General features: G+C 62.5%; 11 protein-coding genes. 4 read left to right on the forward strand and 7 right to left on the reverse strand.

All coding sequences use genetic code 11. The annotated features are described in order from the left end of the window. Positions 1 to 107: 107 nt before the first annotated feature. Both ACQR1X_RS27835 and ACQR1X_RS27840 read right to left on the reverse strand, forming a co-directional pair. A complete protein-coding gene (locus tag ACQR1X_RS27835) occupies positions 108 to 1,340 on the reverse strand; it encodes a cytochrome P450 (RefSeq protein WP_434900029.1) in 1,233 nt (410 codons plus the stop codon). 70 nt (positions 1,341 to 1,410) lie between these two features. Next, complete coding sequence (locus ACQR1X_RS27840) at positions 1,411 to 2,712, reverse strand: MFS transporter (protein WP_434900040.1); 1,302 nt, start codon at positions 2,710 to 2,712, stop codon at positions 1,411 to 1,413. Positions 2,713 to 4,014: 1,302 nt separating this feature from the next. Here ACQR1X_RS27840 and ACQR1X_RS27845 point away from each other — a divergent pair. Then, the gene (locus tag ACQR1X_RS27845; RefSeq protein WP_434900030.1) at positions 4,015 to 4,989 is read left to right on the forward strand and encodes a hypothetical protein; all 975 of its coding nucleotides are present in this window, start codon (positions 4,015 to 4,017) and stop codon (positions 4,987 to 4,989) included. A 72-nt stretch (positions 4,990 to 5,061) separates the two neighbouring features. Next, a complete protein-coding gene (locus ACQR1X_RS27850) occupies positions 5,062 to 5,970 on the forward strand; it encodes a hypothetical protein (protein WP_434900031.1) in 909 nt (302 codons plus the stop codon). A 355-nt stretch (positions 5,971 to 6,325) separates the two neighbouring features. Here the strand turns inward: ACQR1X_RS27850 and ACQR1X_RS27855 are convergent, their stop codons facing one another. After that, on the reverse strand, positions 6,326 to 6,469 hold the full coding sequence (locus tag ACQR1X_RS27855) for a hypothetical protein (RefSeq protein ID WP_434900032.1): 144 nt from the start codon (positions 6,467 to 6,469) through the stop codon (positions 6,326 to 6,328). A gap of 119 nt (positions 6,470 to 6,588) precedes the next feature. Further along, positions 6,589 to 7,038 (reverse strand): hypothetical protein, encoded by a 450-nt coding sequence (locus ACQR1X_RS27860; protein WP_434900033.1) that lies wholly within the window; start codon positions 7,036 to 7,038, stop codon positions 6,589 to 6,591. A gap of 207 nt (positions 7,039 to 7,245) precedes the next feature. Between ACQR1X_RS27860 and ACQR1X_RS27865 the strand changes: the two genes are divergently transcribed. Next, the gene (locus ACQR1X_RS27865; RefSeq protein WP_434900034.1) at positions 7,246 to 7,443 is read left to right on the forward strand and encodes a hypothetical protein; all 198 of its coding nucleotides are present in this window, start codon (positions 7,246 to 7,248) and stop codon (positions 7,441 to 7,443) included. A 114-nt stretch (positions 7,444 to 7,557) separates the two neighbouring features. On the opposite strand, the gene ACQR1X_RS27870 is transcribed toward ACQR1X_RS27865, so the two are convergent. Then, positions 7,558 to 8,370 carry a DODA-type extradiol aromatic ring-opening family dioxygenase gene (locus ACQR1X_RS27870; protein WP_434900035.1) on the reverse strand — a complete coding sequence of 271 codons (813 nt, stop codon included), beginning with the start codon at positions 8,368 to 8,370 and terminating at the stop codon, positions 7,558 to 7,560. Positions 8,371 to 8,584: 214 nt separating this feature from the next. Then, the gene (locus ACQR1X_RS27875; RefSeq protein WP_315805528.1) at positions 8,585 to 9,019 is read right to left on the reverse strand and encodes a DoxX family protein; all 435 of its coding nucleotides are present in this window, start codon (positions 9,017 to 9,019) and stop codon (positions 8,585 to 8,587) included. 102 nt (positions 9,020 to 9,121) lie between these two features. Between ACQR1X_RS27875 and ACQR1X_RS27880 the strand changes: the two genes are divergently transcribed. Beyond that, positions 9,122 to 10,039 (forward strand): LysR family transcriptional regulator, encoded by a 918-nt coding sequence (locus ACQR1X_RS27880; protein ID WP_434900036.1) that lies wholly within the window; start codon positions 9,122 to 9,124, stop codon positions 10,037 to 10,039. A 51-nt stretch (positions 10,040 to 10,090) separates the two neighbouring features. On the opposite strand, the gene groEL is transcribed toward ACQR1X_RS27880, so the two are convergent. Continuing rightward, positions 10,091 to 11,611, reverse strand: a 1,521-nt coding sequence (gene groEL / locus ACQR1X_RS27885) for a chaperonin GroEL (protein ID WP_434900037.1), incomplete at its 5' end; no start/stop codon positions are given.

An 11,611-nucleotide genomic window follows, 5' to 3' on the forward strand; every position in this document is an offset into this window, starting at 1 on the left:
CACTGGCATCGATACCGGAGCGCTGCATCATATAGGATTAAGTATGGCGAAGTCACAGCGCTGTCGGTATTTCCGGGGGCGTTGCACAATTCCGTTAACGAAGATGGTTACCAGTGCGCCGGCAGCCGCTTCAGGCCGCGCAGCACGAAGGTCGGCCGCCATTCCGGGTTGTCGGGATCGTCCAGCTTCAACTCCGGCAGCCGGCGCAGCAGGGTTCCGATCGCGATCTCGGCCTCGATGCGGGCGAGCTGCGCCCCCAGGCAATGGTGGATGCCACCACCGAACGACAGCGGCTTCACGTTGGCCCTGGTGATGTCGAGCTGCTCCGGATGATCCGGATAGACCGCAGGATCGCGGTTGGCGGAGCCCAGCAGGCACAGCACGCTCTCGCCCGCGGGGATCCGGCGGCCGCCGAGATCCTCGATGTCCTCGAGCGCCACCCGTCCGGTGAGCTGCACCGAGGAATCGTAGCGCAGGAACTCCTCGATCGCGTTGGTGATCAGCTCCGGCCGCGCCTTCAACAGCGCCAGCTGGTCCGGATTGCGGTGCAGCGCCAGCAGGCCGTTGCCGATCAGGTTGACCGTGGTCTCGTGCCCGGCGCCGAACAGCAGGATGATGTTGGCGGTGAGCTCCTCAATGCTGAGCCTGGCGCCGTCCTCCTCGGCCTGCAGCAGCTGCGTCGTCAGGTCGTCGCCGGGATGTTTCCGGCGCAGCTCGAACAGGTGCTGGAAATACGCCTTCGATACCGCGTTGCCGGCATTGCCCTCGGCGATCTCGGCCTTCGACAGCGGCACCGGCTCGAGCAGCCGGCCGCCCTCGCGCGAGCTCTTGTAGAACGCTTCGCGGTGCTCCTCGGGAATTCCGAGCATGTCGCAGATCACGGTGACCGGCAGCTTGAACGCGAAGTCCTCGATCAGGTCCATCCGGCCGCGCGGGATGATCTCGTCGAGCGTCGAATCGACGATCGCCTGGATCCGTGGCCGCATGTCCTCGACGCGGCGGGCCGTGAATGCCTTCACCACGAGGCCGCGCAAGCGCGTGTGATCCGGCGGATCCTGCTGCAGCATCCAATGGCTCATGCTGCGGAAGATCGGCTCGTTCATGATGTCAGGGCCGTAGCGCCGGATCGAACGCGCGACGAAGTCCTTGCCGAAGCGCTTGTCGCGCAGCACCAGGCTCGATTCCGCATGCCGGCTGGCGAGGAACGCCCCGAACGGCGTCACATGCATCGGGTCGTTGTCGCGCAGCTGCGCATAGAAGGGATAGGGATCGCGGATGAACTCCGGCGACAGCGGATTGAACAGCGGCGCGGCCTTGGCGGCCTGAACATGCTCGTTCATGGGGTCCCTCTCCCTGGATTGGCCGATTAGCTCACGCCCGCGCCGCGATGGCAACCGGCTAGTTCACACATCATGCCGCAGCCCCCGCCGTCTTTAACCTGTGCAACTGGCCGGCAACGAGGCGGACCCGGCGCGGGGCCGCGATCCAGATCGCCGCCGCCGAGACGAAGGCGCCGAGGAAGGCGATCACGAAGCCCGGCGTATAACTCAGGGTGTAGTCATACACCACGCCGGTCACCCACGGCCCTGCTGCGCCGCCGCATAGCCCGATCAGCATCAGCGTTCCGAAGATGCTGCCGAAATGCGCGCCCTGGAATATCTCCAGCGCGACCGCGCCCATCACCGAGGTCAGGCCGTAGCCGAGCGCGCCCTGCGTCGCCACCATGACGTAGATCAGCACCAGCGACGGCGCGGCCTTGAGCGCGATCAGCGCGGCGAAGCAGATCGCGAAGCCGAGACAGCCCAATCCCCACACCGCCTCGCGCCCCAGGCGGTCCGACAGATGGCCGAGCGCGATCTGGCCCGGGATCCCGAGCAGGCTGACCGCGCCGAGCGCCCACACCGCGACGCTCGAGCTGAAACCGATCTCGAGCAGGTATTTCGTCTGGTGCACCTGCACCGCGTACCAGACGTAGAGGCCGAAGAAATAGCCGAGCGCGAGCCACCAGAACCGGCCCGTGCGCAGCGCGCGCGAGAGCGTCCAGTCGGTGCCGGCCCAGGCGGCGTCGACGACGTTGGAGACCGGCTTGGCCGCATTGGCGAGCGGCGCGGCGTCGCCGTCGGGACGCAGGCCGATCTCCTCCGGCCTCTTGCGCAGCAACAGATTGATCGGCGCCAGCACGACCAGCACCACGATCCCCATCGCTGTGCACGCCGTGCGCCAGTTGGTCTGTGCGATCATGTGCTGCACCCACGGGAGCAGCGTCATCGAGCCGATGCCGACGCCCGCGAAGGCGATGCCGATCGCCAGCCCGCGGCGGCGGATGAACCAGTTCGGCAGGAACAGCGACTGGCCGGAATAGCCGAGGCAGACGCTGCCGGCACCGACCATCACGCCAATCGTGACGTAGAGATGCCAGGGCTGCGAGGTCAGCGGCGCCAGCAGCAGACCGCCGGCCATCAGGGCGACGCCGAGTTCCATCACCGCGCGCGGACCGGTGCGGTCCATCAGCCGTCCGATCAGCGGACTGACGATTCCAGAGGCAACGAAGCCGAACGAGAACGCCCCGGCGGTGACGCCGCGGTCCCAGCCGAATTCGGCGAGAACAGGCGGATAGAACAGCGAGAACGCGGTGCGCGCATTGACCCCGATCGCCATCGTCACGAAGGTCACGGCGACGATGACCCAGCCATAATAGAACGGCAGGCGCATTGTTGTTGTTTTCACTCCCTGGTGCATCCTTCGCCATTTGCGTGCGAACGGGTCAAGGATTTTCTACGCGGGTGACGGCGGTGTCAGCTACCTGCGAGGTCATGTGTGCAGTGCACTGTTCCTCTGCCCCCCGCTGTCGTCCCGGCGAACGCCGGGACCCATACCGCGCGATCTCACGAGGGACATGGCTGACAGTTGCGCGTCTCATTCCCGCCGGTGGTTATGGGTCCCGGCTCAAGGCCGGGACGACACCGCGTATGCGGCGAGCTTCGCCGGATCATGGCTGCACGTCCCCGCAGCGCGATCTGCGCCCGAGCTTTGCTTGCTCACCCACCCTCCTCGAATAGAAGGGCGCAGGGAAGGCCGGGCGCTGGCCGCGCCCGTGGCCCGCCTGCTCAAAAAAATGCAGGCGGCAGGTACCACAGGTTCAGCCGAGATCGCCCGGCCCTCCCTGCGCGATGGTCTTCACGCTTATATGCAGGCTTCCTGGCGCTCGGCTTGTTGGCCGCCATGCGCGACAACGCCTTTCACGCGTTGCGCGGTGATACCAGCGTCGAGGTATCAGAACCCTGCAACTTCACGTCCGCAAGAACGTCGTTCGTCCGCACATCCAGGACATGCTGCCAAGGACATGCTGCGAGCTCTCGCGGCCACCGCTCCCCGCCTCGCGTGTCGTGACGATCGCGCGCAACGCCCCTCCATGATGAGGCGGGATGCGCGGAAAGATCGCGGTGATTTGCCCGACGACGCAAGCGAAATGATCTGCGACAAAGTAACCCGACGGGCAATCGCACTCCGCCGTCGCGATCACCGTGCTCGATTTCGCGTGAAGCGAGGAGCACGACGCAGGAGAGGATCCAGACAGCTTGACGCTTGGCCCAGGCGCCAACTACGCTGACGTGGTTCCGGCCTGCAAACAACATCACGGAGCGAAGCTGCATCTGGCGCTTGGGGACAGATTTGGCAAAGAAGATAATTAAAGATCAATGCGTTAGACTAGTTGATGCGATGCTCTCGGCTCTGAACGAAAGCCGACCAAATGCGATCAAAAACCTACATTTGGCGGCAATTGGGCCCGGAAAAAGTCCCGGACTGATTTTTGGTGTTCGTACTATGTTTCAAGTGTACCATGCAGCCCAAAACGATAGCCGCCCGCGCGCGCCGCGAGGTACCGGCATAATGAGCTGCGGACGCTCATCGGCGTGCAGTCACGCCCACAGTCGGTTGCGACTAGAGGACGAGTTTTGCTAGGCCAATTCCTGCGGCAAATCTTCGAAGACACTCGTCGCGGGGAAGTTACCCATGGCCGTTCAGAACGATACCGAAGTTTTCTACGCGGTTCCGGTGGATTCTCGAACGGGGGAGCTGGACAGAACCGATGCGCGCATGGGCACTCGCGAAGCGATCGTCAGGACCGGCCGCCAGATTGACGAGGCGTCCAAATCTTACTGTCCTCACCAGTGGCTCGATGCCGATGGTTTCGTTAGCCAGGACCTAGCGAGGCTGCATCCATATTCGCGTGAACGCGAAGTAAGCCTCCGACAGGTGAGCGGCAGGGAAATGGCCTCTGACCAGGGCTCGGCAACCTTGGCGGTTGGTCCGACGGGATTTGCCACGCTGCCGACGACGCCACCCGGGCTTAACGGACCGGCCGCCCCGCTCAGCGTCGGACTGCTGGACGAAAAAGCAATTGTTCAGCCTCCAATGGCTGTGCCCGCGCAAGCCACCAATGGTGAGGACGGCTCGCCACCTCTGGGGCAGCATGGCACGCTGCTGCTACGAGAGGAAGCTGACACAGCGCGCATTGAAGGCCATACCGGACCTCAACGAACAGTCATCATTCGAGCGGTCCTGAGCAATCAACTTGAAGCGCAGCTCACTGCAATGTCGCTGCTGAGCGCAATCGATCTGAAGATTGAATTGCTGCGCCAAAGTGGATCAAATTTCGAAGTCGATGAATTCTCTGATCTCAAGCGTCGCGTAGAAGAGTTTCTTGCCGCGAATGCGAAACGTGACGAGGCACCAATTGCAGAGGCGACGCTCTCGATAGCAGCGGGCCTTCGTCGCTTTTGGACGGAAAAGCACGTGAGCATCTGCGGGAAGACCCTGGACATGTCTCTAATTTGCGCGGGCCTTGGTTTTTGCGCAGTGGCGGGAGTTCTGAGAGTACCAACCGCTCTAGCCGTAGGAGCGATCGTCGGGGGCAAGAACGTCGTGGAGGCTTTAGCGGCGGCAGCAAAGCTTCTCCCAGAGAGCGGGCCCCACCCGAACCAATAAAGCAAGACCTCGCTTCTAGCATGATTGCGGAGTTCAACTTAGACTACCTTCGAAGGTTAGCTGGGGGCGGCTTTGGAAGAGACAATCAGCCTTTATCTTGATCTCAAGCCGGGGCAGAAGCCCGATCTTGAAGTCGTCGGCTTAGCGGCCGCTGCCTTTTCTGAGGCCATCAAGGAAATTGCTTACGTCCTCGATCCCGGTTTGGAAGTCAGGCTGGAATTCGACAGCGGCACAGAGGGCAGCCTAAGTCTGAACGCTGTGCTGAAAGTTCTAAAAAGCCGTGACGGACAGCGCGGTACATTGCTTGGAATTGTCATCGGAATATCGATGGCGTTTGTGGGCGACGTTCGACAATGGGGCAGTACAAGATTGCTCGACTATTATTTCCCTAAGGAGGAGCACACGCAATTGGACGCGTCAGACATCGCGCGCATTGCGTCAGCCTGCCAGAAGGTTTCTGAGGGCAAGATCGCAAGCGATCCGATAAGGCGGGTCTATAAAGAACTCGACCGGGACGATGTGATAACGAGTGTCGGGACAATCACCAAGCCAAAAACGAAGCCTCCAGCTCCGGTGCCGCACTCGGAGTTTCAAATTCGGGCTGGTGTGATCGAACGTGTGGAGACCTCGCCACGAACTCGTAAGGCGTATTCGACGGAGCGGCTTACATTAGTGAGCCCGGTGTTACTATCCAAAGTCCATCGAGTGTGGCGGTTCATGTCGCCATTCGGCGAGTTTGGTTATTTGATGGAAGACGAAAAGTTTGTATCCGACCTGCTCACGGGCAAACGCCGCCTAACTATGAAAGAAGGCATCCAGATCACCGCCAAAATTGAAACAGACGAAATCTTTGAGGCGGACGTTTGGGTGCCGAAGCAACGCCATATCACCAAGATCATCAAAGTGCATAAAAAGACGGACGATGCTGATCTATTTTCGCAGCCTGTAAAGCGCAATGCCGGCAAGAAGAAGAAAAGCTAGACCGAGTACCCAAAACACTTCTCGGCCAAAAAACTCTCGAGTCGCATACAGCAAGAAGAAACTCGCCGCAGCCGCAAGTAGGACTTGCAGGACGATGATGACCGTGTTTGCTCTCACCTTTCCTGTCATTTCTCTCGGTCGCTTGAAGCCAAAGTTAGCCTATATTGAAACGGGGGACTGCGCGATCTCAATCTAGGTGGCGCGATTGTAAGCGTCCAACATCTGTTCAAAATTCCAGCCGCATGCCTCTGGCAGTGTCGCCAGGAACACGCGCGTGTGCTGATCGGCGCGCAGTCTGGTTAAGTGCACAACTTCACCGGACCGGCGCGCATGGCGCTATCCACGTCCGCCAACATCATAAACAGCTCGCGCGCCAGTTCGCGACGCTCATTGAGCGTCGGCGCGGCGCGAACACGAGCGTCGAGCGCATCGACCTGGTCGAAGCGAGCTTGCGGTGCATCATCGTCCGACGGCCGCCGTAGGCGGAAAACAGTTCCATGTTCGTAGTCTCCAATATTGATGCTGTTGTGGGTCTTGGGAATTGCCGCTCTGGGTCCCCCGTGGGCTGTCGCGTGACGCGCCCGTCCAGACGCACCACAGTACCTGCGCCTTTGCGTTTCACTGACCGCTTTCATCGTGCCTGCAGCCATATTCCTCATTCAAACTGCATTTGCAGGTCATGTACTCTGAGCCGCACATCTCGAACCGCCGATTGTGGTAACAAAAGGCGTCGGTTCGATCTAATCCAAAGGCTGGACCAAGGGTCACGAGTTGATCGCTCCGGCCGCTACCCCGGTTCCAGCGAGCGATTTCCCCACGCTGACCGCCGACAGGGGTAACCACTTCGAAGTAGTACTTCCCGGCATCCAGCGTGGTTCTGTGGCCGTCTGGTGAAACATGGAAATTGCACCGTTCATTGACCAAGAGCTTGCCATCGACGTTGAGGAGGCACTTGGCTGTTCGCACTTCCCGCTCGTTATCCGTTGGGATGGTGCAGTTCTCCGCTGCCGCAGCAGAGCTAGCCATGACTAGTACAGCGAAAATCCCCGACACGATCTTACGAATCACGTTTCGATCCTCCGCTTTGCCTAGAAGGTGGTTATACGAATTCTCCGGTCACCAGTCCCCGGGGTTGGTGCAAGACGACCGAGTTTCGCAAGGACCTCATCCCGCGAGAACTCCTGTTCGAAGGCGGCGGCGACGCGATGGAGGCGAGCCATCAGTCGTTCGCGATCGAGGGCCGGTTCGACAGAGCCAAGACCCGGCAAGTGGCGCTTGTCGGCGGAGGACTGCAAGGGAGCGAGGGGGCGCTTCTTCACGATCCTCGACCTGCCCACCGCCGGCAAACCGAAGATACGTCTGCTCGATGCGTTCAGGACGCCGCACCAATATGCCGCGCTGTCGTTGAACGACGACAAGACAATCACCGTATGGGCGTGCATGGATTGCGACATTTTCGCGAAGATGAAATGAGATCGCAAACGACGCAAATTCGTGTGGCTGCCCCCGCCTAGCGACGAGTAGCGAACGCAACCGGCAACTCGCGTCGACCAGTCGCTTCAACCTTCCGCATTCGCGACCTGTGATTCACGCCGCCACCTTCGCCTCATCGGCGCCATGGAACGCATACACGTCCATGCGCAACACACCGTAATTCGCGCTGTTGTGCAGGCGCTCGACGCGGGCGCCCTCGCCGGCGGCGCCCATCGCCGCAAACAGCGGCAGGAAGTGCTCGTCGGTCGGATGGTTGTCGCGCGCATGCGGGGCGAGACGGCGGTAGTCGACGAGGTCGTCGACGCGGCCTTCGATCGCGGCCTTGTGCACCCAGTCGGCGAAGTCGACCACCCAGGACGGCGCCGGGTCGTCGATATCGAGCCGGCGCTTGCGGAATTCGCCGAGATTATGGGTGAAGCTGCCGCTGCCGATGATCAGCACGCCCTCGTCGCGCAGTGGCGCCAGCGCGCGGCCGAGTGCGAGATGATGTGCCGGCCCGCGCTCGGTCTGGATCGAGAGCTGCAGCACCGGAATGTCGGCCTGCGGGTACATCAGGAGCAGCGGCACCCAGGCGCCGTGATCGAGCCCGCGCTCGCGGTCGATGCCGACCGGCAGCCCGGCCGCCTGCAACCGCGCCGCGACGGCCTGCGCGAGATCGGGCGCTCCCGGCGCGGGATAGCGCAACTGATAGAGCTCACGGGGAAAGCCGTAGAAATCGTAGATCGTCTCGTTGGTGGCGACCGCATTGACGGCGGGGATGTCGGTCTCCCAATGCGCCGAGATCACCAAAATCGCCTTCGGCCGCGGCAGGCGGCCGCCGAGGCCGACGAGGAAGTCACGCGCCGCCGAATCCGTGAGCGGCAGCATCGGCGAGCCGTGCGACAGGAAGATGCTGGGCAGGGTCATGTCATCTCTCCTCGGGCTGCTGACACGTCGTCAAGATAGCGCGCCAAAACCACAGCTGTCGTCCCCGCGAACGCAGGAACCCATACCGCGTGATCGAGGTTTGAGGCAGGCTGAGTATCGACCGTCATGCTCAGACCAGTTCCGCCTGTGGTTGTGGATCCCCGCGTTCGCGGGGATGACAGCGAAGGTGTGGCGACAGTCGCCGAATCCAACGTCAGTGCGCGCTGCGCAACTGACCGCCGGCAAGGCTGCTGCGCAGGCCGCCCAGCGCGTAGGCGCCGTCGCCGAGCAGGGCCTGGATCACCAGGGTCACCGCCCAGAACGCCGGATACTCCCAGCCGCCCTTCGGATTGTTGAAGAAGAACCCGGCGGAGCCATGCACGGTGAAGATGGCGCCGAGCAGGATCGGGACGGCGGCGAGCGCCACCCAGCGGGTGTAGATGCCGAGGATCAGCGCGATGCCGGCCAGGATCTCGGCGGTGATCACCAGATAGGCCAGCTCGGGCGGCAGGCCGATACTGCCGAAGAACTTGGCGGTGCCGGCCGGCGTGAACACGAACAGCTTGAGGCTGGCATGGGCCAGAAACAACCCGCCAAGGGTGAGGCGGAGCAGAAGCGCGGCATAGGGCGCGGTACGGGAATCGATCATCGGAACCTCCGGTGGGGACCCCCAGCATATGGATCATTTCCCGAAAGACGATAATCCGATACAATGGAAATTCAGTTCACACCATAAGAGTGAGATGATCCAGTGTTGGACCGGCTGACCGGACTGGAGGTGCTCTCGAAGGTGGCCGGCTCCGGAAGCCTGTCGGGCGCGGCCCGCCTGCTCGGCATGTCGCCGACCATGGTGACAAAGCACCTTGCCGCGCTGGAGACGCGGCTCGGCACCAAGCTGTTTCACCGCACCACGCGCCGGCTGACCATCACCGAGGCCGGACGCCGCTATCTCGACCTCGCCGAGCGCGTGCTCGGCGACTTCGAGGCGGCCGAGAGCGCGATCGCGGCCGACCGCGTCGAGCCGCGCGGGCTGTTGCGACTCAACGTCCCGCTCGCCTTCGGCACGCGCCAGATCGCGCCGCTGCTCGCCGGCTTCGCCGCGCTCTATCCCGGCGTCAGCGTCGAGCTTGGGCTCAATGACCGGCTGGTCGACCTGATCGAGGAAGGCTGGGATCTCGCGATCCGCATCGGCACCCTCAAGGATTCCAGCCTGGTGGCGCGGCGGCTGGCGCCGTGCCGGATGATGGTGTGCGCCGCGCCGTCCTATCTCGCCGCGCATGGGACGCCGCGCACCACGGCCGATCTCGCCGGCCACAACTGCCTCGGCTACACGCTGGCGGCGGCCGGCCCGTCACGCTGGCGCATGGGCGGCAAGGCCGCGGTCGATGTCACCGTCAGCGGCAATCTGCGCGCCAACAATGGCGATGCGCTGCTCGCCGCAGCGCTGGCCGGACAGGGCGTGATCTACCAGCCGACCTTCATCGTCGGCGACGAGATCCGCGCAGGACGGCTGCTGCCGCTGACACTCGATGTGCCGCCCTCGGACCTGCTGGCGGTGCATGCCGTCTACCTGCCCGATCGTACGCCGTCGGCCAAGGTGCGCGCCTTCATCGACCACCTCGCCGCCGCCTTCGCACCGGAGCCCCCCTGGGATCGCGATCTTGCGTGAACGGCGCCAGTTCTTCGTGACGTCGCGAACGAACTCAGTTGCGGACGAGCCTTAAAAATCCATTCCGCTCATCCTGCCGCCGGACGGCGTGGCCGGAACTGCCGCCTGCTCTCTGGGGAGTTCGGCGACCATCGCCTCGGTCGTAATCAGAAGGCCCGCGACGGAGGCAGCGTTCTGCAGGGCGATCCGGACAACCTTGGTCGGATCGATGATTCCCTTGCTGATCATGTTCCCGTAGTCGTCGGACTGTGCGTCATATCCGTATGCATACTGATCCCGCTCCAACAGTCTGCCGACGATTACGGAGCCGTCGGCTCCGGCATTTGCTGCAATCTGGCGCGCTGGTGCTTCCAACGCCTTCATGACGATACCAAAACCATGCATGATATCCGGATTTTGCCGAGCAGATCGCCAGCCCCCTCCACGCGTCCGTGAATGACGGCGTGCAGATTCGCGCCTTTCTCTGAGGTTGAGAATCATTTCTGTCAGATAATCGATCAATTCGGTTTCGAGCGAATCGGGAAGCTGCAAACGACGGACACGCTGAAAGAAGAAATCTGGATACACGAACGGACTGTCGGAATTCAGCAGCTTCTCTATGGATGCGAAGATCTCGTTCAAGAGCCTGTTGTTCAACAAGGACTGCTTACGAAGCAAGCGCCCGAGATCGTGCGTGTCAGACATGGCTATGTCGGCGATGCTGTCCGGCTCGCTCTCGCGCTTGAACCCCCGGCTCAGGGCCTGCCTGGCGCGCAACAGCGCGATGCCACCACCGGGAACGATGCCTTCCTCGACAGCCGCGCGGGTCGCATGCATCGCGTCATCCACGCGATCCTTGCGCTCCTTGACCTCGACCTCGGTCGCGCCGCCGACGCGGATCACCGCGACGCCGCCCGCGAGCTTGGCCAGACGCTCCTGCAGCTTCTCACGGTCGTAGTCCGAGGTGGTCTCCTCGATCTGCGCCTTGATCTGCGCCACGCGCGCCTCGATGTCGGCCTTCTTGCCGGCGCCGTTGACGATCGTGGTGTTCTCCTTGTCGATCATCACCTTCTTGGCGCGGCCGAGCATGGAGAGGTTGACGTTCTCGAGCTTGATGCCGAGGTCTTCCGAGATCGCCTGGCCGCCGGTCAGGATCGCGATGTCCTGCAGCATGGCCTTGCGGCGATCGCCGAAGCCCGGTGCCTTGACGGCGGCAACCTTCAGGCCGCCACGCAGACGGTTGACGACCAGGGTGGCCAGGGCCTCGCCCTCGACGTCCTCGGCGACGATCACCAGCGGCTTGCCGGTCTGCACCACGGCCTCGAGCAGCGACAGTAGCTCGTTCAGCGACGACAGCTTCTTCTCGTTGATGAGGATGTAGGCGTCGTCCATCTCAACGCGCATCTTGTCGGCATTGGTCACGAAGTACGGAGAAATGTAGCCGCGATCGAACTGCATGCCCTCGACGACGTCGAGCTCGGTCTCGAGCGACTTGGCTTCCTCGACGGTGATCACGCCCTCGTTGCCGACCTTCTTCATGGCGTCGGCGAGGAACTTGCCGATCTCGGAGTCGCCGTTGGCGGAGATGGTGCC

It is taken from the genome of Bradyrhizobium sp. HKCCYLRH3073 (genome assembly GCF_051167995.1).
GTDB lineage: Bacteria > Pseudomonadota > Alphaproteobacteria > Rhizobiales > Xanthobacteraceae > Bradyrhizobium.

What these genes read in the sequence shown, in the direction of transcription:
- ACQR1X_RS27835 (WP_434900029.1), bottom strand. Translation starts at nt 1,340, where the DNA reads ATGAACGAGCATGTTCAGGCCGCCAAGGCCGCGCCGCTGTTCAATCCG.
- ACQR1X_RS27840 (WP_434900040.1), bottom strand. Translation starts at nt 2,712, where the DNA reads ATGCGCCTGCCGTTCTATTATGGCTGGGTCATCGTCGCCGTGACCTTC.
- ACQR1X_RS27845 (WP_434900030.1), top strand. Translation starts at nt 4,015, where the DNA reads ATGGCCGTTCAGAACGATACCGAAGTTTTCTACGCGGTTCCGGTGGAT.
- ACQR1X_RS27855 (WP_434900032.1), bottom strand. Translation starts at nt 6,469, where the DNA reads ATGGAACTGTTTTCCGCCTACGGCGGCCGTCGGACGATGATGCACCGC.
- ACQR1X_RS27870 (WP_434900035.1), bottom strand. Translation starts at nt 8,370, where the DNA reads ATGACCCTGCCCAGCATCTTCCTGTCGCACGGCTCGCCGATGCTGCCG.
- ACQR1X_RS27875 (WP_315805528.1), bottom strand. Translation starts at nt 9,019, where the DNA reads ATGATCGATTCCCGTACCGCGCCCTATGCCGCGCTTCTGCTCCGCCTC.